Annotated in this window: 21 protein-coding genes; 8 read left to right on the top strand and 13 right to left on the bottom strand. The window is 51.5% G+C overall.

Going from position 1 to position 25954, the window contains the following annotated elements; genetic code table 11:
• Window positions 1-2: 2 nt before the first annotated feature.
• Window positions 3-1946, bottom strand: a complete 1944-nt coding sequence (gene mutL, locus ACO0LK_RS24865) for a DNA mismatch repair endonuclease MutL (protein ID WP_422979901.1) — start codon at window positions 1944-1946, stop codon at window positions 3-5.
• Between the two features lie 84 nt (window positions 1947-2030).
• Here mutL and ACO0LK_RS24860 point away from each other — a divergent pair, with 84 nt between their 5' ends.
• Both ACO0LK_RS24860 and ACO0LK_RS24855 read left to right on the top strand, forming a co-directional pair.
• On the top strand, window positions 2031-2678 hold the full coding sequence (locus tag ACO0LK_RS24860) for a VTT domain-containing protein (RefSeq protein ID WP_422979899.1): 648 nt from the start codon (window positions 2031-2033) through the stop codon (window positions 2676-2678).
• Window positions 2679-2718: 40 nt separating this feature from the next.
• The gene (locus tag ACO0LK_RS24855; protein WP_422979897.1) at window positions 2719-3060 is read left to right on the top strand and encodes a hypothetical protein; all 342 of its coding nucleotides are present in this window, start codon (window positions 2719-2721) and stop codon (window positions 3058-3060) included.
• Between the two features lie 27 nt (window positions 3061-3087).
• On the opposite strand, the gene ACO0LK_RS24850 is transcribed toward ACO0LK_RS24855, so the two are convergent.
• Both ACO0LK_RS24850 and ACO0LK_RS24845 read right to left on the bottom strand, forming a co-directional pair.
• Window positions 3088-3738: a hypothetical protein gene (locus ACO0LK_RS24850; RefSeq protein ID WP_422979895.1), complete on the bottom strand. Its 651-nt coding sequence runs from the start codon at window positions 3736-3738 to the stop codon at window positions 3088-3090.
• A gap of 138 nt (window positions 3739-3876) precedes the next feature.
• Complete coding sequence (locus ACO0LK_RS24845) at window positions 3877-4500, bottom strand: LysE family translocator (RefSeq protein WP_422979893.1); 624 nt, start codon at window positions 4498-4500, stop codon at window positions 3877-3879.
• A 101-nt stretch (window positions 4501-4601) separates the two neighbouring features.
• Between ACO0LK_RS24845 and ACO0LK_RS24840 the strand changes: the two genes are divergently transcribed.
• Window positions 4602-5927 carry a PLP-dependent aminotransferase family protein gene (locus ACO0LK_RS24840; protein WP_422979891.1) on the top strand — a complete coding sequence of 442 codons (1326 nt, stop codon included), beginning with the start codon at window positions 4602-4604 and terminating at the stop codon, window positions 5925-5927.
• 16 nt (window positions 5928-5943) lie between these two features.
• On the opposite strand, the gene ACO0LK_RS24835 is transcribed toward ACO0LK_RS24840, so the two are convergent.
• Window positions 5944-7359: an N-acetylmuramoyl-L-alanine amidase gene (locus ACO0LK_RS24835; RefSeq protein WP_422979889.1), complete on the bottom strand. Its 1416-nt coding sequence runs from the start codon at window positions 7357-7359 to the stop codon at window positions 5944-5946.
• Window positions 7323-7808: a tRNA (adenosine(37)-N6)-threonylcarbamoyltransferase complex ATPase subunit type 1 TsaE gene (tsaE, locus tag ACO0LK_RS24830; protein ID WP_186950868.1), complete on the bottom strand. Its 486-nt coding sequence runs from the start codon at window positions 7806-7808 to the stop codon at window positions 7323-7325. Before tsaE ends, ACO0LK_RS24835 begins: the two co-directional genes overlap by 37 nt.
• A gap of 79 nt (window positions 7809-7887) precedes the next feature.
• Between tsaE and queG the strand changes: the two genes are divergently transcribed.
• Both queG and ACO0LK_RS24820 read left to right on the top strand, forming a co-directional pair.
• Window positions 7888-8970: a tRNA epoxyqueuosine(34) reductase QueG gene (gene queG / locus ACO0LK_RS24825; protein ID WP_422979886.1), complete on the top strand. Its 1083-nt coding sequence runs from the start codon at window positions 7888-7890 to the stop codon at window positions 8968-8970.
• Window positions 8967-9371 (top strand): hypothetical protein, encoded by a 405-nt coding sequence (locus tag ACO0LK_RS24820; protein WP_422979884.1) that lies wholly within the window; start codon window positions 8967-8969, stop codon window positions 9369-9371. The genes queG and ACO0LK_RS24820 overlap by 4 nt, the downstream gene beginning before the upstream one ends.
• A 582-nt stretch (window positions 9372-9953) precedes the next feature.
• Here the strand turns inward: ACO0LK_RS24820 and ACO0LK_RS24815 are convergent.
• The 6 genes from ACO0LK_RS24815 to ACO0LK_RS24790 all read right to left on the bottom strand — a co-directional run bounded on the left by ACO0LK_RS24815 (window position 9954) and on the right by ACO0LK_RS24790 (window position 16391).
• Entirely contained in the window at window positions 9954-10319 is a 366-nt protein-coding gene (locus tag ACO0LK_RS24815; RefSeq protein ID WP_422979882.1) for a hypothetical protein, read from the bottom strand.
• Window positions 10320-10660: 341 nt separating this feature from the next.
• The gene (locus ACO0LK_RS24810; protein ID WP_422979880.1) at window positions 10661-11551 is read right to left on the bottom strand and encodes an AEC family transporter; all 891 of its coding nucleotides are present in this window, start codon (window positions 11549-11551) and stop codon (window positions 10661-10663) included.
• Between the two features lie 34 nt (window positions 11552-11585).
• On the bottom strand, window positions 11586-12176 hold the full coding sequence (locus tag ACO0LK_RS24805; RefSeq protein ID WP_422979878.1) for a response regulator transcription factor: 591 nt from the start codon (window positions 12174-12176) through the stop codon (window positions 11586-11588).
• A 27-nt stretch (window positions 12177-12203) separates the two neighbouring features.
• On the bottom strand, window positions 12204-14192 hold the full coding sequence (locus tag ACO0LK_RS24800; RefSeq protein WP_422979876.1) for an ATP-binding protein: 1989 nt from the start codon (window positions 14190-14192) through the stop codon (window positions 12204-12206).
• 172 nt (window positions 14193-14364) lie between these two features.
• Window positions 14365-15654, bottom strand: a complete 1290-nt coding sequence (locus ACO0LK_RS24795; protein WP_422979975.1) for a TRAP transporter large permease — start codon at window positions 15652-15654, stop codon at window positions 14365-14367.
• 98 nt (window positions 15655-15752) lie between these two features.
• Window positions 15753-16391 carry a TRAP transporter small permease gene (locus tag ACO0LK_RS24790; protein WP_422979874.1) on the bottom strand — a complete coding sequence of 213 codons (639 nt, stop codon included), beginning with the start codon at window positions 16389-16391 and terminating at the stop codon, window positions 15753-15755.
• Between the two features lie 662 nt (window positions 16392-17053).
• On the opposite strand from ACO0LK_RS24790, the gene ACO0LK_RS24785 reads away from it, so the two are divergent.
• The 3 genes from ACO0LK_RS24785 to xerD all read left to right on the top strand — a co-directional run bounded on the left by ACO0LK_RS24785 (window position 17054) and on the right by xerD (window position 20246).
• Window positions 17054-18058 carry a TRAP transporter substrate-binding protein gene (locus tag ACO0LK_RS24785; RefSeq protein ID WP_422979872.1) on the top strand — a complete coding sequence of 335 codons (1005 nt, stop codon included), beginning with the start codon at window positions 17054-17056 and terminating at the stop codon, window positions 18056-18058.
• Between the two features lie 731 nt (window positions 18059-18789).
• Window positions 18790-19311, top strand: a complete 522-nt coding sequence (locus ACO0LK_RS24780; protein WP_422979870.1) for a methylated-DNA--[protein]-cysteine S-methyltransferase — start codon at window positions 18790-18792, stop codon at window positions 19309-19311.
• A 14-nt stretch (window positions 19312-19325) separates the two neighbouring features.
• Entirely contained in the window at window positions 19326-20246 is a 921-nt protein-coding gene (gene xerD, locus ACO0LK_RS24775) for a site-specific tyrosine recombinase XerD (RefSeq protein ID WP_422979973.1), read from the top strand.
• Between the two features lie 90 nt (window positions 20247-20336).
• On the opposite strand, the gene ACO0LK_RS24770 is transcribed toward xerD, so the two are convergent.
• Window positions 20337-22319, bottom strand: a complete 1983-nt coding sequence (locus ACO0LK_RS24770) for an alpha/beta fold hydrolase (RefSeq protein ID WP_422979868.1) — start codon at window positions 22317-22319, stop codon at window positions 20337-20339.
• A 96-nt stretch (window positions 22320-22415) separates the two neighbouring features.
• Window positions 22416-25301: a TonB-dependent receptor plug domain-containing protein gene (locus ACO0LK_RS24765; RefSeq protein WP_422979866.1), complete on the bottom strand. Its 2886-nt coding sequence runs from the start codon at window positions 25299-25301 to the stop codon at window positions 22416-22418.
• Window positions 25302-25954: the final 653 nt, after the last annotated feature.

The following is a 25954-nucleotide window of genomic DNA, read 5'->3' as shown; positions in this document are numbered from 1 at the left end:
TGTTACTGGCCACGCAAGAACATCTTGTCCAGATCATTCAAGCCTAGTTGTACCCAGGTTGGCCGGCCATGGTTGCACTGGTCTGAACGTTCTGTCTGTTCCATCTGACGCAGCAGGGCATTCATTTCAGGCACGGTCAGGCTGCGGTTGGCGCGCACGGCGGTATGGCAGGCCAGGGTGCCCAACAATTCATTGCGCCTGTCTATCAAGACGCGTGAACCACCAAATTCGCGCACTTCACGCAATACATCTCTGGCCAGTGATTGTGCATCGGCATTCTTCAACAGGGCAGGCACGGCGCGCACCGCCAGGGTGGTGGGCGAGATGGCGGCCATGTCAAAGCCGAGGGCCTTGAGTGTATCCTGATGTTCTTCCACGGTACCGACTTCAATCGCATCCGCAAAGAAGGTCACGGGTATCAGCATGGGCTGTACTGGCATGCTGTTTTCATCAAGGGCATTTTTTAGCTGCTCGTACAAAATACGTTCATGCGCTGCATGCATGTCGACCAGTACCAGGCCCTTGCTGTTTTGTGCCAGCACGTAGACGCCATGCAATTGGGCGAGGGCGAAGCCTAATGGATAGTCGTCATCCGGCAGGCTGTTGGCAACTTGATTGGCGGGTGCGAAATTGGTCCCTGCGTAGTTGGCCCCGGCCTCATTGACGCCTGTGCCATTTGCATTGGGACGAAAGAAAGCGCCATAGCTTTCCATACTTTGTGTGACGTTACCATTTGGCTGAGGGCGGTAGGGATTTTGGTATGCATTGCCGTAGCCGCTGCCATGGTTTACACCTCCGCCACTAATGCCACCTGCGCCACCACCACCACCGGCATAGGGCGATGGATTGGCAAATTGCGCTGCAAAAGTGGTTTGTTCGCCGCTGATCCAGGGCGTGCCCTGGCCTGAAGGCACAGCCGTGGCTGGCCCCGGCACGGTGCCAAATGATGTGGCAGATGTCTGCGCCAGTGCACGGCTAACCGCATGAAACACAAACTGATGCACAGACCGGCTATCGCGGAAGCGTACTTCTATCTTGGATGGATGCACGTTCACATCCACCAGCGCCGGGTCCAGATCCAGCCCCAGTACATAGGATGGATAACGGTCGCCATGCAATACATCCTGATAGGCAGCGCGCACGGCATGGGTCAGCAGCTTGTCGCGTACAAAGCGGCCATTGACGTAAAAGAATTGGGCATCGGCACGTGCCTTGGATGCAGTTGGCAAGCCAACAAAGCCATGCAGGCGCAAAGGGCCAGCGCTTTCATCAAGCGACAGGCGGGCATTGCTAAAGGCATCCCCCAATATCTGTGCGCTGCGTTTGTCGATGGCGCTGACATTCCAGTGGTCGACGGCTTTGCCGTTATGGCTTAATGAAAACGAGACATCGGGTCTTGCCAGGGCAATGCGGCGCACGATTTCTGCGCAGTGTCCAAACTCTGTCTGTTCCGACTTTAAAAACTTGCGCCTGGCCGGGGTGTTGTAATACAGGTCTTGCACATCCACAGTCGTGCCTTGCGCGCCAGATGCAGGCGAGACCTTGCCGTTTTCTATCTGCCAGGCATGCGGGGCGTCGGCAGTGCGGGTGGTCAGCGTCAATAGTGATACGGAGGCGATGGAGGCCAGAGCTTCACCGCGAAAGCCCAGGGTGGCCACATGTTCGAGCTCATCCAGGCTGGCGATTTTGGAGGTGGCATGGCGCGCCACGGCCAGCGTCAACTGGTCTGGCGGTATGCCACGGCCATTGTCGGTAATGGCAATGCGCTTGACGCCGCCTTCTTCAAGACGGATGACGATAGTGCTGGCACCGGCATCAAGAGCGTTTTCTAATACCTCTTTGACAACGGCAGACGGCCTTTCCACGACTTCGCCTGCGGCGATCTGGGAAATGAGGTTGTCGGGCAGGGCCTGTATAGGCCGATAAGTAGGGGCGTTCGCATTCATGGCATGATTATACCTGTCAGGGCGTCTCAGACATTGCGGTCTGGTGTATGATTGCGGCGGCTTCGTATCGACCCTGGGAAAATAATGGATTTTATGCAACTCCTCGACATGATTCTGCATGTCGATAAAATGCTGGGCACCGTCATTCAGCAATATGGCACCCTTGTTTATTTTGTGTTGTTTGCCATCGTGTTTTGCGAAACGGCATTTGTTGTTTTTCCTTTTCTGCCAGGGGATTCACTGCTGTTTATTGCAGGCACCTTCAGTGCGACGGGTTCAATGAATGTTTGGCTGCTGATCACCCTGCTGGTGATCGCGTCGATTGCCGGCAATTCTGTCAATTACTGGATAGGCAGCATGATCGGTCACAAGGTGCTAGAAAAAGACTATCGCTGGATAGATCGCAAGGCGCTGATGAAGACCCATGAATTCTATGAAAAGCACGGCGGCAAAACCGTGGTGCTGGCGCGCTTCATTCCGCTAGTACGTACTTTCGCGCCCTTTGTGGCAGGTATTTCGGACATGACGCATAAAACCTTCCAGCTATATAACGTGCTGGGTGCCTTGCTGTGGGTATTCAGCGTGGTGCTGGCTGGCTATTTTTTCGGTAACATCCCATTTATCCGCGACCACCTGAACGCCATCGTGCTGATCGGTGTCGGTGCTGCCGTGGTGCCTGTGGTGTTGGGCGCATTGTGGAAATTGTTTCAGAGCGCACGCAAAACCAGCTAACAGCAACTAGTCGACTTCACTTCACAAGGGGCATGATGCAATGGGTTCCACCATCATATGGTTGCAAACCAGTGCCCCGATGAAGCCCGCCCTGGGCCAGCCCTGCAATGGTTGTGGTGTGTGTTGTGCGGCAGTACCCTGCCCGGTGGCCAGGGTATTTTTATGGCAGTTACGCGGCAGTTGCCGTGCACTGGAATGGCATGCCGATGTACAGCAATACCGCTGTGGCATGTTGGTACAGCCAGCAACGTATTTGTCCTGGCTGCCAACAAGCTGGCAAGCCTGGTTCGCCCGCCGCGTAAGACGCTGGATAGCAGCAGGCACAGCCTGCGATTCGGACGCCATCGCTGCCAGCGGCGCCCAGCTTGAAGATCAAATCTGAATACAGATTACTGGCATTTTTTTGTACTTACCTGAAAATTATCGGCAGTACCCACGCACACACCAGCGCCACACCGGCATTGCCTGCCACCAGTATCTGGGTCTGGCGCATGTCTGGTTTCAGGGTGCCTACATTAATTTCTGACTTTAACGCACTGGCGATGCGTTCCACTTTTTCGTCCTGCGTGGTTGCACCTTCTGTAGACGTTTTTTCCATCACGCGGGTGACGATGGAAATGAAGTCAAACTTTTCCAGCAGCTTGTCGAAGATCGCCTTGTTGATACTTGATTGCTGGCTGATGCTGGTAATCACGGCACTCAGCTTTTCTTGGATGGCACCACTCTTGGCGTGGGCAGTATCAAGCAATTGTGGATAGGTATCGGCCAGTTTGCCGACGACAAAACGGCTCAGGTCGTCACTATGTTCGTCTACAATAAAATGCAGGGCAGTGGCCGTACCCTGTTTTTTACCCATGATGAAATACACCACCGGTGACAGCAACGCCATCACCAATAACAGGAACCATGGCACGCCGCTGCTATTTCTGCCAGCAGCGCTGGAAAAGAAAATCAGCAAGAACAAATTGAAGACGATGCCAAAGGCTGTATAACCAATGATGCGCGTTGACAGTTTGACGCCTGCTGCTGCGGTCACATTCAAGATACTTTTAATTGCCATGCTGGTGTCCTGTTGCTGTGGCAGCGCCTTGGCCTGCCAGTTGTTGGAAGTGGGGAGTGGATTGATTGCCAACAAATCATAACATACCGACAATTCAGACTCGCCAATTCCACCCCGACAGCCGATAGTGGGTGGGCATTAGCGCGTCATCAGCATCAAGCGAACCGCCAACGATACCAGCACTGCCGCCAGCAGCCAGGCTTGCAGCTTTGCTGCATAGGCGTGTCTTGTCAGCACACCGCGCACGGCATGGCCAAAGCTGCCCAGCACGGCATGAAACAGGCTGCTGATCAGCGTCAGTACCAATCCCAGCAACAGCAGTTGTTGCACCACCATGCCGTTTTGTGCATCCACAAATTGCGGCAAAAATACCATGAAGAATAGCCAGGCCTTGGGATTGAACAGGCTGTTCAGACTGGATTGTACAAATACCGTTCGCAAGGAAAATGTGGCCACACTGGCCTGCATCACCATCGCAGGACGACGCAAGGCCTTGTAGGCCAGCCACAATAAATACAGCGCCCCGGCATAACGCAACAGATCAAACGATGGCGGCCAGGCTGTGATGACGGCAGTAATGCCGCTGGCAGTGAGCACTGTCAGTACGATGTCGGCAGCCCCTATGCCCAGCGCAGCAGCAACGCCACCACGCACACCATATTGCACGCCGCAAGTCATGACAAAGGCCATGTTGGGGCCAGGTGAACACAGTAAAAATAAAACCGCAAGACTAAATGTTGCAAACGTGCTGAGGCTGATCATTGGCGCATCCTGGAAATAAGACTGGCCGTGATTGCCAGAAATAAAAACGCAGTGTAGTCTTGTGATCTGATACAGTAAAAAAATTGTTCTAGATACTTTCCATGGCTCTGGCGCGTTATAAATCCATCGTCGATGATTTTGCCCTGCGCATAGGCAATGGCAGTCTGCGCCCCGGTACACAGTTACCCACACTGCGAAAACTGATGCAGCAACAGGGCATTGCCCTGGCGACGGCATCGCGTGTCTATGCTGAACTGGAAGCGCGTGGTCTGGTCGCCAGTGAAATGGGGCGGGGTACATTTGTACGCGATACCACACTGCCGCGCGGTCTGGGGCTGGAACAACAAACCCTGCAGGCCGGGAGCATTGATCTGGTTTTCAATTACCCAACCCTGCCGGGACAGGACGAATTGTTACGAGAAGGCTTGCGTAGAATGGCCAGTTCAGGTGACCTGGATGCCTTGCTGCATTCGGCACCGCAAGGCGGTCGCCTGCATGAAAGACATACTATGGCCAGGCATTTGCGCAATCGCGGCCTGCGTGTACCGGCGGAACAGGTTTTGATCGTCAACGGCGCACAACAGGGGCTGGCAGTCAGCGTGCTGGGTTTGCTGATGCCGGGCGATATTCTGGTGATGGACGCGGTGACCTTTCCGGGCATGAAAATACTGGCGCAACAGGCCAGGCTGGATGTCGAAGCATTACCCTTGCATGACGATAAACTTGATCTGACGGCACTGGCAGCGCTATGCAAGCGGCGACCGGTGCGTGCGGTCTATGTAATGCCCAGCATGCACAACCCCATGGGGTCGGTCATGTCGGATGCTGAACGCAAGAAGCTGGCGCAACTGGCAGCGCGGTATCGGTTTCTGATTATTGAAGATGCTGCCTATGCTTTCCTGGCAGAACCCGCGCCCAGACCAGTGTTCACCTATGCGCCGACACAGACTGTATATGTGTCTGGTTTATCAAAAAGCGTGGCGTCTGGTTTGCGCATAGGCATGGTGGTGGCACCACCAGCCTTGATACCGGCATTGGAAACGGCGATACGGGTATCGTCCGGCAATACACCATCACTGATGGTCAGCCTGGCCTGCCAGTGGATAGAAGACGGTGTTGTTGACAAGCTGGAGGCGCAAAAACGCAAGGATGCCAGACAGCGCCAGCGGCTGGCACGCAGTATCTTGCAGGGTTGCCATATCAGGGCGCACCCATCATCGTATTATTTGTGGTTGACGCTGGCAGATGGCATGCGGGCAGACCAGTGTGCTGCTGCTCTGGCACAGCAGGGCGTCATGGTGAGTACGGCAGATGCATTTGCTGCCGGTACCAGTGCGCCCCAGGCTTTGCGCTTGGCATTGGGTTCTATCTCTATGGAAGCGCTGGCGAATGCGCTACGCAAGGTGCAGCGTCTTTGCTGTCTATGACCCAGGCACCATTACTTCAGGTCATGCGGTTTTTTGCCAGTGGCGGGTTCTTGGCGAAATATTTCTTAATACCCTTCATGACGGCATCGGCCAACTGATTCTGATAGTCTTCATCGGTCAGTTTGGCTTCTTCTTCCGGGTTCGAGATAAAGGCAGTTTCTATCAGGATGCTGGGGATGTCCGGTGCTTTCAGCACCGCAAAGCCAGCCTGTTCTACTGAACCCTTGTGCAATTTGTTGATACCACCGATTTCATTCAGCACAACTTTGCCAAGCTTAAGGCTGTCATTGATCTGTGCCGTGGTGGACAGGTCGAGCAAGACACTGGCCAACTGTCTGTCATGGGTTTTGATGTTGACGCCGCCGATCAGATCGGCAGCGTTTTCCTTGTCTGCCAGCCAGCGTGCAGCTGTGGAGCTGGCCCCTTTTTCTGACAGCACAAACACCGATGATCCGCGTGCGCTGGAATTGACAAAGGCATCGGCATGTACCGACATGAACAAATCAGCCTGCACGGCACGGGCTTTCTGTACCCTGACATTCAAGGGCACAAAATAATCCGAATCACGCGTCAGCATGACACGCATATTCGGATGCTGTTCAATTTTAGCTTTGAGTCGCTTGGCTATCGACAGAACCACGTCTTTTTCACGGCTGCCACCACGGCCAATGGCACCGGGGTCTTCGCCGCCATGGCCTGGGTCAATGGCGATGGTGATCATGCGGGTTAGCTGCACCGGCTTTTCAGCAGGTTTTTCGGTAACTTTTTCTACCGGTTTTTCTGGTGCGGTTTGCTGTTGGGTTTCTGGCTTGGCGGCGAGCTTTTCATCCGGCTTGCCAGCTTCAGGCTTGTTCGGAATCGCCGCTACTGCATTGGGCGCACCTGGTGCCGGAATACCATCCTTGTTCCATTCACCCTTTTCTATCATCGCAGCGATAGGGTCGGGCGGGTTGGCAGGGTAGAGATCAAATACCAGGCGGTGTTTGTAATTGCCCACGGGTTGCAGGGTAAATACCTGCGGGTTGACTTCTTCTTTCAGGTCAAACACCAGGCGCACGACATTTGGCTTGTTCTGGCCCACCCGCACCTGTTTGATGTAAGGGTCGTTCGACTTGATCTTGGCAACCAGTTCTTTCAGTTTGGCATTGAGTTCCAGACCTTCGATATCGACAAACAGGCGATATGGGTCTTTCAACACAAAATGGCTGGTTTTCAGTTCACTGTCGTTTTCGAGCGTGACGCGGGTATAGTCTTCTGCCGGCCAGACGCGCACGGCCAGTATTTGTGCCGCATTGGCAGCGGGCGCAAACACGGATAGCAGCAGGGTACCGCCAGCCTTGAGCAGGACACGGCGTTGTTGGGAATGCACGGTAGTGCTTGCCGTATTAACGGCGCTTACAGATTCGGGGCAAACTTGAGTAATGCGAGACATGCGACACCTTTGGCAGACAACGCGTGCAATTCTACCTCACGACCGTCACCGGCGACGCGCAAAAATATATTCAAATCAGGTTCTGGCAGCACACCATCGGCTTTTTCTGGCCATTCCACCACACAAATATTGCTGTCGTTAAACTCGTCACGGAAGCCAGCCTCAGCAAATTCATCTGCACTGATCATGCGATACAGGTCAAAATGCATGATGGTGACAGTTTGCCCCTTCAGCGTAACCTGATATGGTTCGGCCAGGGTATAAGTCGGGCTTTTGACATTGCCGGCGTGCCCCGCAGCATGGATCATGGCACGCGTTAAGGCTGTCTTGCCGGCCCCCAGGTCGCCATGCAAAAAAATGCTCATGCCCGGTGTCAGTGCATGCGCCAGGCATTTACCCAGGGCCTGGGTGGCAGCTTCATTCGCGAGTGTGGTCTTATAATGTGACATTTCCTGCAAAGTTCTTATTCATGAATTCGCTAAACATAGCACATCACCCACACTCTGTGTGCACCGCAGGGGCATGTTCATGATTCTGGACAGTGCCGCCCTGGCCGATCTGGCCGGGCAAATACGCCTGTGGGGCAAAGAGCTGGGCTTTGCCGAACTGCGTATCGGCGATGTTGACCTGTCGCATATCGAATCCAGTTTTCAGGACTGGCTGGACGCCGGTTACCATGGCGAGATGGCTTATATGGCCAGCCACGGCAGCAAGCGTACCCGCCCGGCAGATCTGGTGCCCGGCACCGTCAGGGTCATTTCTGCCCGCATGAATTATCTGCCTAAAACGGAAAGCTGGCGTGCCGAAGAGCAAGGCCAGGCAGCAGACAAAGCCGTCATATCCTTGTATGCACGCGGGCGCGACTACCACAAGGTCTTGCGCACCCGTCTGCAGCAACTGGCCGAACGCATAGAAAAAGCCATAGGCCCCTTTGGTTATCGGGTATTTACCGATTCTGCCCCGGTCATGGAGGTGGCCCTGGCCGCAAAAGCCGGGCTGGGCTGGCGTGGCAAACATAGCCTGTTGTTGAGTCGCGAAGCAGGGTCCATGTTTTTTCTGGGCGAAATCCTGATCGATCTGCCGTTGCCAGTGGATGAACCGGTGGGCCAGCATTGCGGCCAGTGCAGCGCCTGCATCGATGTCTGCCCGACCAAGGCCATCGTCGCCCCGTACACGGTGGATGCACGCCTGTGTGTGTCTTACCTGACCATAGAATTGCACGGCAGCATACCGGTAGAGCTACGCCCCCTGATCGGTAACCGTGTGTACGGCTGCGACGACTGCCAGTTGGTCTGCCCCTGGAATAAATTCGCCCAGGCTGCCGCCGTGGACGACTTCGCCGTCCGCAACGGCCTCGACAATGCCCGTATGGTGCATTTGTTTGCCTGGACCGAAGAACAGTTCCTGCGCATGCTGGAAGGTAGCCCGATACGGCGTATCGGCCATGAACGCTGGTTACGCAATATTGCAGTCGGGCTGGGAAATGCAGCGTCCAGTATGCGTGGTGATGCAGAGATTGTTGCAGCCTTGCAGGCACGGCTGGCGCATCCGTCGGAGATGGTTAGGGAGCATGTGGGGTGGGCGTTGGGGCAGCATGGGGTTGTAGTGTGAAGAAATTAAAATTAATTCCCGTCCTTTGCCTGGCATTGTTGGCAACCGCCTGTGGCTACTCAGAGCCAGTTTATAACAAGCCTGGATATACGCCAGTCAATGGAAAGGTAGCCATTCCAACTGAGGTGATGAAGGCCCTTGTCGATCTATGTCATCAGTGCTCTTTTGCGGATATTGGCGAAAAGTACGAAAAAACCGATTTTATAAGAGATGCCTCGCTTCCCATGCGTGGGATTAGCTGGGCGGGATATTCTGGTTCAAAATGGATCATACGTTATGGTCACGGCGGTATTGGATTTCATTATCACGAGCTTGTTTTTGAAATGCGGCCTTCTGTTCATCTTGTGGCGATAGAAGATGATTCGTGCGATTTCCCTGATACGAAAAATTGCGATTTTTAATTATTTGGTCCAAATGAACATTGATTAAAACGATTGTCGTTAGTGGACGCAAGCCGTATTCCGGAAAATCAACGGCAATCATCATATCGTCGCTCCAGCGCAGGCTGGAGTCTAGTGGCGTTTGTTGTATGCCGTACTTTGATTAAAAGATTGCTCTCCGTGGATACAAGCCGGGACTCGGCCCGGCGGCCGAATTCCTTTCTTTGCTTCGCCAAAGAAAGGAATCAAAGAAAGGCGACCGCAGACTCGCCCTACGGGTGCTTACGCTGCGCTTCAGCATAATTTGTGCACCCCAAAAAATGGGAAAGCTTCGAAACTCGCTCCCCTTGCAGGGCGCACAATCGCTTGCAAGCGATTGCCGTTACGCTGGCGAGGTGCATGCACCTCGAAACCCCAGCTACACCTCAAACACGAAGCTTTCTGATCCATTTTCTGTGAAGCACAAATTACATCGTCCCAAGCGGATTGACGTCAAAAACAACTACAACTTCAAAAACAACTTCAACGTCAAAAGCAACCCCAAAGTCAAAACCAACGTCAATACAACCTCATTCATATTTAGTTAAATGCGGTCAATTAACGTTAGTGTTGCTGTTGCTGTTGCTGTTGCTGTTGCTGTTGCTGTTGCTGTTGCTGTTGCTGTTGCTGTTGCTGTTGCTGTTGCTGTTGCCTTTGACGTTCGGGGTTGTTGTTGACTCTAATCCGCTTGGGACGAAGCCATTTGTGTAGTGCAGAAAATGGAAAAAGAAGGTCCGATGTCTGAGCGAAGCGAGTTGCGGACCTTCCCATTTTTTGCGCTACATAAATGGGTACTCCCGCAGGGAGCGAGTCTGCGGTCGCCTTTCTTTGAATACGTTCTTTGGCGAAGCAAAGAAAGTATTTCGGCCGCCGGGCCGAGACCCGGCTTGTGTCCACGAAGGGCAATCGTTTTAATAACAACTCAAGCATACAACAAACGCCACTAGGCTCCAGCCTGCGCTGGAGCGACGTTAATATGATTGCTGTTGATTACCCCAAACCTGGTTTATGTCCACGGAGTGTAATCGAGTTAATTAACGACACGGCATACCACGACAGACACTAGGCTCCAGCCTGCGCTGGAGCGACGATAATATGATTGCCGTTAATTGACCGAGACCCGGCTTGTGTCCACGAAGGGCAATCGTTTTAATAACAACTCAAGCATACAACAAACGCCACTAGGCTCCAGCCTACGCTGGAGCGACGTTAATATGATTGCTGTTTATTGCAACTGTTCCACAAATGTTAGAGATCGACATCCCATCCCCTCACCGCACCAAACTCAACCACACCGGCAAAGTCAGCACCGACAACACGGTGCTTGCAGAAATCAGGAAAGCCACAAACGGCCCGTTGCCCCCCATGCGTGCCGCCAGTACATAAGCACTGGATGCGGTGGGAAGGGCGCAGAAGACGACGGCGATTTGTAGTTGCAACAGGGGCAGTTCCATCCAGCGGCCCAATAGCAGGGCGATGAACGGCAGGGCCAGCAATTTGATGGTCAGGAAATAACTGGCGATGCCTTTGGCTTGTTTCAGGCCGGACACCTGAATGCCGGCACCCACGGCCAGCAAGCCGAGGGCGATGGAGGCGTTGCCCAGGCGTGACAGGGTGGCAGCGATGCCTTCGGGTAGCTGGATTTGCAAAACACTGAACAGGACGCCACTGGCGGTGCCAACTACTAAAGGATTGCTGGCAATTTCTTTCAGCAGCCTGCCGCTGTTGTGTGCCAGCGCATACACGGCTGCCATATTGCATAGAGGTACCAGGAAGCCGATCAGCAAGGCCATCAGTGCCGTGCCCTGTTCACCGGCCAGGCGTGATGCCAGTGCCAGCGCAATATAGGAATTGAAGCGAAAGGCGGTTTGCACACCGGATTCAAAAATGCGTGGCGCGGTCTTGAACAGAAATTTTGCACACCAGCCCAGAAACATGCCGCAGGCGGTGGTAAAAACAGCGACTTGCAGCAGGTGCCCAGTGGAATGAAAATCAAACTGGGTGCGTGCTGTGGTGTAAAACAGCAGCGCCGGGAACATGATGAAATAAACGATTTTTTCTATGCCTGCCCAAAAATGCCCACCCCAGTGTGCATGACGTGCCAGTAAAAAACCAAGCAGTATCAGGGTGAAATCCGGGAAGAGCAGGGTGAAGATGGACATGCCTGGGTATTTTCTATTCGGTCAGAATAATTTTTTATTTAAGTATGCCAGCCAGTTCAACGGCAGTTTTTACCTGCATCTTGTCAAAAATATGGGCACGATGCACTTCAACGGTGCGCATGCTGATGCCTAGCTGATCGGCAATGACCTTGTTCATTTTTCCTTGCAGTATCAGGTCCAGCACTTCTTTTTCACGGCCGGAGAGTGTCGCCAGACGTTCATGGATGACCGCAGCGCTGCCAGCCTGGCGCGATTGTGTCATTGCTTCCTGCACACGATCCATGAGTTTGTTGTCGTTGAAAGGTTTTTCAAAGAAATCAAACGCACCGCGCTTGAGGGTATCGACTGCCATCGGCACGTCGCCATGGCCGGTCAAAAAAATCACCGGCAGGCGTTTGATCAATTGCCGGGACGCCAGCATTTCAAACAGGCTGGTGCCGCTCAGGCCAGGCATGCGAACGTCCAGCAAGATGCAGTCACCTTGGGTGTCGAAGGCCATCGGACGGTCGAGCGCAGTCAGAAATTTTTCTGCGCTTTCATAACTGTGGGCAGCAATCTGCCTGGACCTTGCCAACCATGACAAAGCGTCGCGTATGACTTCTTCGTCATCAATAATGTGTAACATGCTGCCTCCCTAACGTTAATCGGCGCTTCATTGGTCTGCGCTCTGCTGTTGATGGATCGGTAATGCAAACTGGAAAATAGTACCACCCAAGGGGTTATCCCTGTGTGACAGCTTGCCGCCATGGAATTCCACCGCTGTGCGGCAGATATTCAGGCCCATGCCCATACCCGAAGATTTGGTCGTAAAAAACGGCGAAAACAGTTGCTCTGCCACTTCAGAGGGAATGCCATGCCCACGGTCTATCACGGCGACGATGACTTGTTGCATGGCTTCGTCATAACTGGTTTCTATACGCAGGATACGATTTTCTGGTGGTGTTTTTTGCATGGATTCAATCGCATTTCTGGTCAGGTTCAATAATACCTGTTCCAGTAAAACACCATCGGCCAGTATCATCGGCAGTCCGGACAGGATTTGCCATTGCAGGGCAACGTGGCTGGCCTGGGCCTGCAATTCGACCAGTGGTGTGACGGTGTGAATCAGATCGGTGATTTGTACCGGTTCACGGGTAGCTTCGCGCTTTTTGACGAATTCATGCACGCTGCGGATGATGTGACCAGCCCGCTGCGCCTGGGCATTGACTTTTTCCAGTGCGCTCTGAAACAGGGGGCGGTCTATGATGCCGGATTGCAGCAGGTTGATGGCACCGGTGGTATAGCTGGAGATGGCAGCCAGCGGCTGGTTCAGTTCATGTGCAAGCATTGAGGCAATTTCGCCCATGGTGGCGAGTTTGGCGCTGGTATGCAGTTTTTCTTCCTGCTGGCGGGTTAGGTCTTGTGCCCGCCGCAGCTCAGAAATATCGAGGATGGAGCTCATCCAGCCAGTCTGCCTGCCATTTTCATTGATCAGGGCTGATTCATAGATCAGCACCGGTATGCGTTCGCCGCTGGCATGCTGATAGACGGTTTCAAAACCTTCTGACGGTACCGTACCGGCCAGTAATTGTGTGAACCTTTGCTGGTATTCTTCTATGGCTTCCGGTGCCCAGTAGGGCATGGGTGGCACGCGCCCTATAATCTGTTCAGCCGGAAAACCCACCATGCGACAAAACGCCGGATTGACATAGGTCAGCCGGCCTTCCATGTCGCGTGCGCGCAAGCCGGTGACCAGGGAATTTTCCATTGCCGTACGAAAGGTGACCTGTTGCCGCAATGCGCCCTCTGCCGCCAGCCGTCGGTTGATATCGCGCCACAGCGCCATCAGGCTCCAGATCAGGCCCGCCGACAACAGGATGACAGACAGCACCAGCAGGTTGGACAGCAGCTTGGGTTCGCTCTTGATGCTGTTGGTACGCAAAATCAGGGTCAGACTGGGCAGTTCCAGCGCCCGGCTGTGGGTATACACGCTTTTGCCACTACCACCGGCGGCGCGTTCGGCCAGTACGTGGTCATCAATGTCGGTGATGGTGATCTGGTTATCCTGGGCAAACCACCAGGGCACCAGTTCTTCCAGGATGCCGCCCATGCGGTAACTGATCATCATGCTGCCTATGCGACGCTCGTCCTTGATCATGGGAATCTGACAATGTAGCAGATAGGCATTCTTGGCATTGATTTCCAGTACAGGCTTCAGGCAGACGGTTTCTTCACTGACATCCAGCGCCCCGAATTCAAATTTGGGTAGTGGCAAACGCTCGGCATTGGCGACCACGCTTTCACGGGTATCAACGACGACCTTGTTATTGGCGTCATACCAGGCAATACGCTGGACTTCACGGTTGTTTTTAAGAATGGCGCGAAAACGGTCCAGTACGGTTTCTTTTTGCAGCTTGGCTGAGGCGATTTCACCACCAATCTGGCGTAACACTTCATCATTGCGGGTTAGTTGGAACTGTATGGCCTGTTCTACCCACAGCGAATCGGCGATCAGTTGTTCTTGCCTTTCATTGGCTTCCATGCGCTGCGCCTGCCATGGCAGCCAGATCAGGGTGGACAGAAACAGTAACAGCAGCAGGATGGGAATAATCCAGCGCCATTTCTGATTTGGCCAGGATTGGGTGCGGTAGAAGCTTTTCATGGGCCTAGTTTACTGCACCCTCAGCATTACGGACAGAGCCAAAGCATGGACGTGTGGCAGCCGTGGTAACAGCCTGACATGCCGCCTGTCATGCAACCACATAGCAAATCTGGACCATCCCGGTGTAGGGATGGTCCAGATTCTTAAAAGACTTGCTTGTTGCATGCCTTCCTTACATCATGCCCATTGCCCTTGGCAGCCATAAGGACAAACCTGGCCAGTAGGTGACGATGACGAGAAATACCAGCATCGTGCACAGCCACGGCATGACGGCGACGGTCAGTTCGGTAATGCTCATTTTCGAGATGCCGCTGGCAACATACAGGTTCAGACCCACTGGTGGGTGACACAGGCCGACTTCCATATTGGCATCAATCAAAATACCGAAATGCACGGAATCTATGCCCAGGCGGATGGCGGCTGGATGCAGAATCGGTGCCATCACTAGGATGATGGAAGAGGGTTCCATTACGTTACCAGCCAGCAGTAGCAGAATATTGGTAAAGAACAGGAAGCCTGCCTGACCGAGTTCTTTTCCTAATATCCAGTCTGCCATCATCTGCGGAATATTCTCATGCGCCATCAGGAAAGAGAACAGTACCGCATTCGTGATGATGTACAGCAGCATGGCTGACAGTGCTGCCGAATTCACCAGTACCTTGGGGGTATTGGATATTTTCATGTCTTTGTAGACGAAGACAGAAATAAGGAAAGCGTACACCGCGCTCATCGCCGCAGCTTCGGTGGCGGTAAAGATGCCGCTATAAATACCGCCGATAATGATGACGACCAGCAGCAAGCCCCAGATACTTTCACGGAAGGCTTTCCAGCGCTCACCCCAGGTGGCTTTTTTCATGCGTGGATAGCCATTTTTCTTGGCCAGGAACCAGGTGGTGGCGCACAGCATGGCTGTCAACAGCATACCTGGGAACAGGCCAGCAACAAACAGTGCACCGATCGAGGTATTGGTGGAAATGGCGTAAATCACTTTAGGAATCGATGGCAGCATCAATATCCCCAGCGAACCTGCGGTGATGATGACGCCGGCACCAAACTGTTTGGGATAACCCTGCTTGACCATGGCTGGCAGAATGATGGAGCCGATAGCGACAACCGTTGCCACGCTGGAGCCACATACCAGCGCAAACATGGCGCAAGAAATAATGCCTGCCAGCGCCAGGCCACCATGCCAGTGACCGACCATGCTGGTGGCAAAATTGATCATGCGTTTGGCGACACCGCCATGTGTCAGGAAATTGCCAGCCAGAATAAAGAAGGGGATCGCCATGATCTCGAATTTCTCTATGCCTGTGAATAGTTTCAGGGCAACCGCTTCAATCGGCACCTGGGTCAGCAGGTACATGAACATCAGCACAGTCAGGCCCAGCGCAATGGAGACGGGAATGCCGGTCAGCATCAGCGCGATCAGCAAGGCAAAAACGATGCCGACCTTGCCTACCATGCATAAGGCACCAAGTGCCAGCCCTATACATAGCAGGACGATCGTGGCACGCTGTTTTGACATCTGTTTGATGCCCAGGGTATCAATGGCGGCGCTCATTACACACCTCCTTTCATGGCAGGGGTGGCAGGTAATTCGACGGCATTTTCTTCATCACTCAGGCCTTCGACGTGGGCATGGTCATGTTGAGGCAGTTCGCCGGTACGGTGAAAGATAAAACCAACCTGTAGGAAGCGGAAGCACATCAGATAAGAACCCATCCACACTGCGGAGTAAACTATCCAGGTAGGCCATTCAAGATCCGGTGTGGTAGGGCCTTCTGACATGTCAGCACTGGCCATGCCAAACAGGTTAAACAGGGCGTAGTGCATGCCGTTTTCCCACACGAAAGTCAAACCCAGGGTACCGATGATGGCGGTAAAGATGGCGCCACATGACAGTGCTGTATACACAGTCGCGTTGCGCCATTCGGCCGGCAGCCGGGTGACCAGCACATCCACCCCGACGTGGACACCGGCGCGTACGCCATAGGCAGCGCCAAATTTGGCCATCCACACAAACATGATGATGCACAGTTCCTGTGCCCAGCTGAACCGCAGCGACAGCAGCCAGTCCTGAACATAAGGGATACTGAAACCGGTACCGTAACGGTGCAGTACCGAGATAAAAATGACGAGCGTTGCGCCGCCCATAAGGATGGCGATAATCCACTCTTCCAGATGATCGAGGAATTTCATGACAGTGTCCCAGTTGAAGAAAAAATTGGCGTTATTGTGAGAGTAATGGCCAGGTGTCAGCAAGTAAGCCTTGCAATACGGCAGATGTGCAAGGCAGATTGATATGTGTATCTTCGTTCAGATCAGGCTGTTTCGACAAGTGCCTGCTGTACTTGGGTGTGGTATTTCGATGCCGGTACTGTTCTGCCTGATTGGCTGGACAGTCAGTCGAGTCTTGGCCGGACGCTTGAATGCTGCGGATTTTGGTTTCATACAGTCTCCCATGTTGCAATATAATCATTTTTCTTGTGTGTAGTATTTTCCGGTAAGCATGTAATGGCTTGCAACTGTGGTTATCCACATATATTTGAAATAAACGACATTTTTGTTGAAACAGTAAAGTCAACTACAGTTGCCTGCATCGGGGTCTTTTTTATCAATTGCGAACAGGCTTGCGCCACGTCAGCTTGCATTTGCTTTTGCCGTGCTAATCTTTCGCAGACTGCACATCTCTGCTACCCATGACGCAAAGTATCTGTTGAGATGATGTTGGCGGGGCGAGCAATGCTTGTGAGATGTTGTCTTCTTTTATCTCTGCGTACTTGTGGTTTTCCACAGTTGCCGGATAATGCCGACATTGAAATAATCCGTGTAACAATCCACAAAAATGTCTGGAGACAAATATGAAACTGAAATCAGTGCTGTTTTCCCTGCTGACTGCTTCCCTTGTGAGCGGTGCCGCATTTGCGCAGGCCCCTATCGTCATTAAATTCAGTCATGTGGTTTCCAGCGATACGCCTAAAGGTAAAGCCGCTGAGCGTTTCAAGGAACTGGCAGAAAAAGCCACCAAGGGACGCGTCAAAGTTGAGGTCTACGCCAACAGCACCCTGTATAAAGATAAGGAAGAGCTGGAAGCACTGCAATTGGGCGCAGTGCAGATGCTGGCACCTTCACTGGCTAAATTTGGCCCTTTGGGTGTGAAAGAATTTGAAGTTTTCGATTTGCCTTATATTTTTCCTTCAAAAGACGTGCTGTACGCCGTGACCGAAGGCCAGATCGGCAAGGACCTGATGAAAAAACTGGAGCCCAAAGGTATTACCGGCCTGGGTTTCTGGGACAATGGTTTCAAGGTCATGTCGGCCAACAAACCCCTGCATATGCCTGCTGACATGAAGGGGCAAAAAATGCGCATACAGTCATCCAAGGTATTGGATGCGCAAATGCGTGCGTTGGGCGCCAACCCACAGGTATTGGCTTTCTCTGAGGTGTATCAGGCCTTGCAGACAGGTGTGGTTGACGGCACTGAAAATCCGCCATCCAATCTGTACACACAGAAAATGCATGAAGTACAAAAGCACGTGACCATCACTAACCATGGTTATCTTGGCTATGCTGTCATCGTCAACAAGAAGTTCTGGGACGGTTTGCCAGCCGATATCCGTGGCCAGCTTGATGAAGCGATGAAATCTGCCACCAAATACGCGAATGCAATTGCCCAGCAAGAGAATGACAATGCGCTGGAAGCGGTCAAGAAATCTGGCAAGACAACTGTGTACGTGCTGACAGATAAAGAAAAAGCAGAATGGCGCAAAACCTTGTTGCCGGTGCAAAAAGAAATGGAAGGCCGTATCGGTAAGGATTTGATCAGCAACGTCAACAAAGAAGCACTGAAGCTCGGTTATAAATAAGTCCCTCCTTAGCCGCATCGCCAGGGCATACAATGCCTCTGGCGTGGCTGCCTGGGGTCAGTGCCATCTGACCCAGCTCCATACCCTGAACAGGCTACTGGCATGATCTACGCTGGTAACTGTTATCACTCCCTACAGTCTTTAATTGCATCGACAGAGCCGGAATCACCAAAATGGGGATTTCTGTCCTGTCTGTAACAGCTTTGTCACACTTGAGTAAGAAAATTGGCTTGCTGCTGCTGATTACTTAAGCAGTTCACACCCCGGTGCCGTTGCCAAATCGGATATACAAGTAGATAAACAAAAGAGAATTAGCCAAAATTAAAAAGAAATCGTCGTGTTTTCCGCTAGGAAATACGGCAATTTTTATTTTGGCAAAATAAAAATTGGCATTGCCTAGCACATTTTTAAGCGTTATGATCATATTTCACAAATCTGCAACAATGCACCAATTTGTACCATTTTTATTTTGAAAGCCAATTCTGAGCATGCTATATTCTCGTCAGTTCAGATTTCTGCAAGACGAAAAGCAAGTACCAGTTTAAAAGGCGGTAGTGCAAAATAACGGTAACAATACCGTACACACTGAGGAGACGCGCGTTTTTACTACAAGCTGAGCGGATGTGATAAATTAAAAAAAATCATGTACGCTAAACAGCCGAAAACGCGAAAGACGTTTTAAAGGCGCATCAGATGATGCGCCTTTTTTTCTTTTGCCTGAAAGGAAAATCATGCTGGATAAAGAATCGGGTATTTTTTCAGCTATCGTAGAGGCACCATTCGGTGCGGTCGGTATTCGCAGTGAAGGCCCTCATATTTCTGAACTGGTCTACCTGCCAGCCCGCTTTAAAGAAAAAGCGCCGGTCGACAAGCTGGCCGAACAGGCAGCGAAACAGGTGGATGCCTATCTGAAGAATCCCGATTATCAATTTACCTTGCCTTTGAAAGAGGCTGGCACTGTCTTTCAGGGCAGGGTGTGGCAGGCAATTTCATCCATACCGCGCGGTCAGGTATTAACCTATGGGCAGATTGCCAAACATTTGCGTTCTGCGCCACGTGCAGTGGGGCAGGCTTGTGGCGCCAACTGGTACCCTCTGGTCATTCCCTGCCATCGTGTGACGGCTGCCGGTGGCATAGGCGGCTTTGCCCACCATGATGATGAAACAGGCTTCCACCTGGGGGTGAAGCGCTGGTTGCTTGCCCATGAAGGCGTCGCTGGCTATGACCGGACTCAGGATGCATTGTGGAAGTAAAAGGCAAGTCAGCCCTGGCGCCAGAACCGGCGATTGTCTTACCCGCCGCGATAACGGCACAAATCGATCAGTTTTGCGATGCCTTGTGGCTGGAAGACGGGCTGGCGAAGAACACCATCGAAGCCTACCGGCGCGATATGCGCCTGTTTGCCGAGTGGCTGCACCCTGGGCATGACAAGCACCTGTACCAGGTCAGCCATGCGGACATCAGCAGCTATATCGCGGCGAAGCATGCCAGCTCCAAAGCCAGTTCTGCCAACCGCCGCATGAGCGTACTGAAGCGTTTTTATCTGTTGGCATTTCGTCAAAACCTGATCAGCCAGAATCCTTGCAGCAAACTGCGTTCAGCCAGGCAGGCACCACGCCTGCCCAAGACCATGAGCGAAGCCCAGGTGGAATTGTTGTTGAAGGCACCGGATGACTCGACCCCGCTTGGCCTGCGTGACAGGACCATGCTGGAAGTGTTGTACGCCTGCGGCTTGCGCGTCAGTGAACTGGTGGGTTTGCGATCGATTGAAGTGGGCCTGAATGAAGGTGTTTTGCGCATCACCGGTAAGGGTGGCAAAACCCGGCTGGTGCCTTTTGGTGAGATCGCCCGCGCCTGGCTGGAACGTTATTTGAAAGAAGGGCGGCCAGCCATCTTGAATGGCCAGATAGATGATGCCCTGTTCGTCACCGCACGCGGCGCAGCCATGACCCGGCAGATGTTCTGGATACTGATCAAGAAATATGCTGAACAGGCAAGCATCACGGTGGCACTGTCACCCCATACCTTGCGCCATGCCTTTGCCACGCATTTGCTGAATCACGGCGCAGATTTGCGGGTTGTGCAGTTATTGCTGGGCCATGCGGATATTTCGACGACGCAAATCTATACCCATGTCGCCAGGGAACGTTTGAAGAAACTGCATGCGCAGCATCATCCGCGTGGTTGAAGCGGGTAGCAGATATTTATTTGCCTGACTGCTGACAGGATAAAAAAAATCCACGCATGCCATGCGTGGATTTTTTTGGGAATTACCTGCTTACTTGACTGCTGTATTCACTTCCAGGAACTTCTCTACCCTGGTCCAGAAGTCCACATTGTTCTGAGGTTGGCGCCAGCCGTGACCTTCACCCGTATAAGTGATCCATTCCACTTTGGTGCTGGCAGGGAGTGCTTTCTTGAAACGCTCACCGTGCACCAGAGGAACGCGGCGATCTTCGATACCATAGGCCAGTATCAAAGGTTTGGTCAGGCGGCTTGCCTGCTCTACTGGCGACGTGGCTTTCAATTGCGCCGCATCTTTTTCCTGATCCCCGATCAGGACTGGCATGCCATAGCGCGCCCAGGTTGTTCCAGCGGTATCGCTCCAACTGACGTCATACAACAGATTGATATCGGTGACACCGACCCAACTGATACCGCAGCGATACATGTCAGGTTCTTTGATCAGTCCCATCAGGACAGCGTAACCGCCATAACTTGCACCTGCAATGCAAATGCGCTTCGGGTCAGCATAACCCTTCTCAATTGCCCATTTGGTCACATCGGTGACGTCATCCTGCATTGCCAGACCCCATTGTTTCCAGCCGCCTCTGTTTAATGCTTTTCCATACCCTTCGCTGCCCCGGAACTCAGGCTCGATTACGACATAGCCGCGGGATGCCAGGAATTGTGTTGCAGGGTTCCAAGACCAATGTACCCCACGTACATAGGGGCCACCATGAACCATGACTACCATTGGCAAATTCTTACCCGTACTGTTGCGCGGGATAGTGACATAGGTAGGAATCTCCAGGCCATCGCGCGCCTTGATTCTGACAAAGTCCTTATAGGACATTTTTTTGGAGTCGACTTCTGGCCTGGAGTCACCGATGGCGGTAAATTGCTCAGTTTTTGTGTTGTAAATCAGGTATGAGCCAGGGTGGACGTCTGAATATGAATGCACAATAATCAAATCACTGTCAGAATTTATGCTCCCCGACAGGCTATTGACGGTGTTTGGTAATGCTTTATCAATTTTTGCCTGATAGGATTTCCATTTTTCATCCAGCCACAACACACCTGCGGCATCAGTTTCATAACTGATGCCCAGGAGTTTGTTTTGCTTATTGTTATAGATGAACCCGCCAGAGAAATCAAACCCTTTAGTCGATACGATGGGCGTATCGTCTATCTTGTTTTTTTCCAGGTCATAACGATAAATGGAAGTCGTGTCCTGCCCCTTGTGAGCACGAACATAAAGCTGGCCGTCTGGGGCAATAAATGCAGGGGAAAAACCATCTTCCTTGATATTGTCAAACGTAATCAGATTGCGCCATTGCTGGGTTTTGGGGTCTTTGTATTCGACGCCCGTCAGGTTGTCCAGACTGGTAGTCGCCACGCGAAGCTGACCAGATTTGTCGAGCATGAATCCTACAGAATTGACTGGAGCAGGGATGTTTTCATTTTGTCCCGTTATCGTATTCAGTTTAAACAATGCTGCACTGCGATTTTTACGATTACCCGTTTCACGAGTCACATACACGTCATTTTCTTCGTTGGAACCTACGGTGGAGTGAAGTTCATATAAATTGTTGAGTACCCGTATTTTTTCACTGCCCTCTCTACCTATCAGTTGACGAATTTCAGTACCATCCTTATTGATGGCAAATGTTCCGCTGCCGCCGCGGCCTTCACCAATCAGTGCGCGAACATCGCCTATGCTGAAAACCAGCCTTTGGCTACTGACCCAGCTAAACGAAACTACGTCTGTCTTGTCATAGCCGGCAATAACTTTTGGCGTCAGAGTCGCAGTATCGAGAATTGATAACACAAACCGATCATTATTATTCAATGCCAGCATGCCGATGGATTTGCCATCCGGCGACATTTGTACTTTTTCTATGTGAGAAGTCTTGAAGAAATTCTCAACCGGAATTTTTTCTTGTACTGGCGTCTGGGCATGGACTGGCACCGCCAGGCTGAAAGCGATAATTGCGCAAACAGAAAGTTGCCTGCACATTGTAGTGAGCACCTGTTTCATTCTTTTTCCTATGGGTTTTTTTATTTGAAAATAAGAAGCACCAAAAATAAACGCCCCGGATTACGAGGCGTCTATTCTTTACACTACGTCAACCGATCAACGGAAAACGTATCTTGCAGAGATCGTGAAATAACGGCCGAAGTCGTTATGCAAAGTCGAGTTGTAACCTTGCTGTACTGTTGTAGCAGTAGTTGTTGGACTGTAAGGTGCTTTGGAATCAGTGATGTTTCTGATGTTGATGCCCAAAGTCAGATCTTTAAATCCAGAGTAGCTATAACCTACGTCCAGTGTAGTCCAGCTTGAGATTTGGCAATCTGGGAAATACTTGGTGTAGTTAGGTTGATTCGCAAACGTTGTAGTCGCACCAGCTGGAACACCGGCACCATAGTAGCAATATGGTGTAGCGTAAGTAGTGGCGTTGTCATAACGACGGTATTGCGAAACGCTGTCGGTAAAGTTGATTGTACCGTATGCAGTGTGAGGACCTTTTTCCCAAACGGTGCGCAATGTTGCACGCAGACGTGGGATGTTACCTACCGATGTTGCCCAGTCATTCAAGCCACCAGCTGTACCAACCGCATTTCTTTCTACGTCGCCTGGAGATTCAGCACGACGATAGGAAATCAGGTAAGTAGAGCGCAGGGAAGTGGACAGTTTGCCATTTTCACCCAGGTTGTTGCGCATTTTCAGCTCAACGTCCACACCGCTGACTTCAGTACTACCTTGGTTAACCCAAGGAGTTTTTACTGCCAGCAATGGGCCTGTACCAGGGATAGGGTTACCGTTTGCATCTTTCAACTGGTTCAGCGGATTGGTATCACGGATGATGTAATCAGCTGGGAAGTTGCCTGGATGTTCCAGCAAGAAAGTAGAGCTACTCAGAGCAACTTCACCTTCTTGACGCAGTTTGTAGGCATCTACAACAACGTCAAAGTTGGCTGTTGGGGAGTAGATCATACCAAAAGCAAGACTCTTGGATTTTTCTGGTTTCAGGTCAGGGTTAGCACCACCAACGCCGGATACGCTCTTGGAGCAATCAGCTGTTTCAGCGCCAGCAACAGGATTTGCACCGTTAGGGCAGCGGATAGGATCAACTGTACCGTTCAGGAAGAACTGCGCACCACCGGCAGCAACCTGGGACAAAGCTGGAGCACGGAAGCCTTCAGCATAAGTACCGCGGAATGCCAGACCGTCAACGACTGTCCATTTTGCACCGACTTTAGGTACGAAATTACCTTTGAAGGAAGGGTATTTATCGTAACGGCCAGCGAAATCCATTTCGAAATTTTTCAGGAATGGCGTACGGACCTCGAAGAATGCAGAAGAAACATTACGTTTCGCATCAATCGCTGTCGTTGCCAGGCCCAGAATGTCACCACGAGCATTGATAGGATCAGGAGCAATAGTCAGTTTTTCCTGACGCAGTTCAACACCAGCTGCAAAGCCGATTGCGCCGCCACCCAGGCTACCGAATTCTGTCGTTGCCTTGGCATCCCATTGGGCGATTTCAGCGGTACCGATGTTGGTCAGGTCAGGGCTCAGAGTTGGGTCAGCTGCGATGGAAGCCAGTGAACGGTTGTCTGTGACGAGCTTACGCAGAGTAGGCAGGTACAGGAAGCCGTGTGCAACTTCATTGCGTTCGGAACGGTTCCACAATACGGCACTTTCCCAATCCCATGTAGCAACTGTGCCTTTCAGACCAGCAACCAGACGGGAAGCCTTATTGTCCAGATCTGTACCAGTTTTGAGGTTTTCAAAACGGTAGGAAACGGCAGTACGGGCATCTTTATTCGGATTGTCCGGATGGCCGATAGGCAGAATTGCCTGGAACGGAGTCGCCAGACCACCAACCAGGAAGTTGGTAGTTGGAGATGTACCGCTGATGGTACGTGGAGATGCACGATACACACGCTTGGAATCGTTATAGGCAAATTCACCGAAAGCAGACAGCTTGTCGTTGATTTTCAGATTGCCGACTGTCATGAAGCTGATGTCATCGCCTTTGGTCTGTACATCAGTATCTGCATCCAGATCGTAGTTACAAAATGTACGGCCAAACAGTACGCTGGTGGCAGCGATATTGTTGACGGCAGCGCCAGTCACTTTACGTGAAGGATCGCAGTTAGTCTGGTTGATGACTGTTGCGCCTGTCGTGAAGAAGGACAGGGAACCAGGCGTACGTTCTTTGTAGAAGAATGCCTGATTGGAAACACTGCTGCTGTATGGATTCAAGCGGTAGTTAATGTCAGCGTACGCTTGAGCATTGATATCGTTGGAACCATTTTTCATGGTAGTCGCGTTTTGTTTTCTGTAATCTACAGCAAACAGAACGTTGTAACCCTGGCTGGAATAGTCACCGAAACCGATTGTACCGTTGACATTTTGACGACCGAATTCGCGGTCATCATTGGCAGCGATACTAGTGGAGATTTCGCCACCCTGGTAATCGCGCTTGGTGATGAAGTTGATAACGCCGGCAACCGCATCGGAACCATACACTGCTGACGCGCCGTCTTTGAAAATCTCTACTTTTTCAATGGCAGACAGAGGGATACTGTTCAGATCGTAAAGTGTGGACTGGCCGTTGTTTGGATTCGCGTACGCGGAAGGCGTCATGCGGCGACCATTCAACAGGATCAGGGTAGAAGTGGAACCCAGGCCACGCAGGGATGCTGTTGCAACACCGCGGGAGAAACCGTTCTGGTCTGGTGTATCACTGTAACCACCGGTACCCATGGACGGGACATTCTTCAACAATTCCAGCACGGTTGTTGCACCACTCTGCTTGATTTCTTTTGCAGTGATGGTTTGAATTGGTGATGTACCTTCTTTATCGGCGCGCTTGATGTTCGAACCGGTAATTTCAATACGTTGCGGTGCTTCAGTCTGAGCGTGGGCGTAGCCCCCGATCAGCATGGAGCCAGCTATAACGCTGAGCGCCAGACGTACTGACTGTACGCCAACTTTTTCTTTGAAAATCATTATTATTCCCTCTTTATTGATAGACCAGATGCAATCGGGTGCCGGATCCGTTTGTGGCAGTTTAACTTTGGCACGTCGGAAAATTTCGTGAACTTTCATGTTTGCCTGTACTGCAGTCTGATGAGATATTGCTATGTTTTTTCCTCTCTGAACTTACACGCGGGAAATGAAAGGCAATTAATCAAACAGAACTTTATTATGTAAATAAAATACCTTTATGGGAAAGCATTTGTTACGCTTTTTTGACTTCTTGTTGTATGACTGAGACAGGAAATGAAAATTTACTTTCGAAATTTCTTAAAAAGCACGATTTTGTAACTTTTTTGAAAATTCGCGTAATTGCATATAATTTCAAGTAATAAGCTTATAAAAGCAGAAAAAATAGCCTATTTTCTTGCAAATATGATCAATAACCTAATATTTCATTATCTAAATGCATATGTTTTTTCGCAAAAAAATGCGAAAAAATTTTCAAATTGTGAAAATTCTGCAAAAATCAATGCGTGAAAAGGTTCCTGCGACTTGTAAGAACTTGTAACGAAATATGTGGTCTATGAACACAGCCAGGTAGCACCCGGATCCGGGTTGACTGCCTATTTTTAATGTAACCAGGATTGATTATGAAATCGTCAAAAGAAAGCCATTTTAAGAAA

The organism is Undibacterium sp. Ji49W (assembly GCF_049340205.1).
In the GTDB taxonomy this organism is placed as follows: domain Bacteria; phylum Pseudomonadota; class Gammaproteobacteria; order Burkholderiales; family Burkholderiaceae_D; genus Undibacterium.
Note: the sequence above shows the minus strand (reverse complement) of the source record. Positions and strands in the feature narration are given on the sequence as shown.

What these genes read in the sequence shown, in the direction of transcription:
- ACO0LK_RS24780 (WP_422979870.1), top strand. Translation starts at nt 18,790, where the DNA reads ATGCTGGATAAAGAATCGGGTATTTTTTCAGCTATCGTAGAGGCACCA.
- ACO0LK_RS24845 (WP_422979893.1), bottom strand. Translation starts at nt 4,500, where the DNA reads ATGATCAGCCTCAGCACGTTTGCAACATTTAGTCTTGCGGTTTTATTT.
- ACO0LK_RS24850 (WP_422979895.1), bottom strand. Translation starts at nt 3,738, where the DNA reads ATGGCAATTAAAAGTATCTTGAATGTGACCGCAGCAGCAGGCGTCAAA.
- ACO0LK_RS24810 (WP_422979880.1), bottom strand. Translation starts at nt 11,551, where the DNA reads ATGTCCATCTTCACCCTGCTCTTCCCGGATTTCACCCTGATACTGCTT.
- ACO0LK_RS24855 (WP_422979897.1), top strand. Translation starts at nt 2,719, where the DNA reads ATGGGTTCCACCATCATATGGTTGCAAACCAGTGCCCCGATGAAGCCC.
- ACO0LK_RS24795 (WP_422979975.1), bottom strand. Translation starts at nt 15,654, where the DNA reads ATGGTAGGCAAGGTCGGCATCGTTTTTGCCTTGCTGATCGCGCTGATG.
- mutL (WP_422979901.1), bottom strand. Translation starts at nt 1,946, where the DNA reads ATGAATGCGAACGCCCCTACTTATCGGCCTATACAGGCCCTGCCCGAC.
- ACO0LK_RS24805 (WP_422979878.1), bottom strand. Translation starts at nt 12,176, where the DNA reads ATGTTACACATTATTGATGACGAAGAAGTCATACGCGACGCTTTGTCA.
- ACO0LK_RS24835 (WP_422979889.1), bottom strand. Translation starts at nt 7,359, where the DNA reads ATGTCTCGCATTACTCAAGTTTGCCCCGAATCTGTAAGCGCCGTTAAT.
- tsaE (WP_186950868.1), bottom strand. Translation starts at nt 7,808, where the DNA reads ATGTCACATTATAAGACCACACTCGCGAATGAAGCTGCCACCCAGGCC.
- ACO0LK_RS24785 (WP_422979872.1), top strand. Translation starts at nt 17,054, where the DNA reads ATGAAACTGAAATCAGTGCTGTTTTCCCTGCTGACTGCTTCCCTTGTG.
- ACO0LK_RS24770 (WP_422979868.1), bottom strand. Translation starts at nt 22,319, where the DNA reads ATGAAACAGGTGCTCACTACAATGTGCAGGCAACTTTCTGTTTGCGCA.
- ACO0LK_RS24790 (WP_422979874.1), bottom strand. Translation starts at nt 16,391, where the DNA reads ATGAAATTCCTCGATCATCTGGAAGAGTGGATTATCGCCATCCTTATG.
- ACO0LK_RS24815 (WP_422979882.1), bottom strand. Translation starts at nt 10,319, where the DNA reads ATGCTTGAGTTGTTATTAAAACGATTGCCCTTCGTGGACACAAGCCGG.
- queG (WP_422979886.1), top strand. Translation starts at nt 7,888, where the DNA reads ATGATTCTGGACAGTGCCGCCCTGGCCGATCTGGCCGGGCAAATACGC.
- ACO0LK_RS24840 (WP_422979891.1), top strand. Translation starts at nt 4,602, where the DNA reads ATGGCTCTGGCGCGTTATAAATCCATCGTCGATGATTTTGCCCTGCGC.
- ACO0LK_RS24765 (WP_422979866.1), bottom strand. Translation starts at nt 25,301, where the DNA reads ATGATTTTCAAAGAAAAAGTTGGCGTACAGTCAGTACGTCTGGCGCTC.
- ACO0LK_RS24800 (WP_422979876.1), bottom strand. Translation starts at nt 14,192, where the DNA reads ATGAAAAGCTTCTACCGCACCCAATCCTGGCCAAATCAGAAATGGCGC.
- ACO0LK_RS24860 (WP_422979899.1), top strand. Translation starts at nt 2,031, where the DNA reads ATGGATTTTATGCAACTCCTCGACATGATTCTGCATGTCGATAAAATG.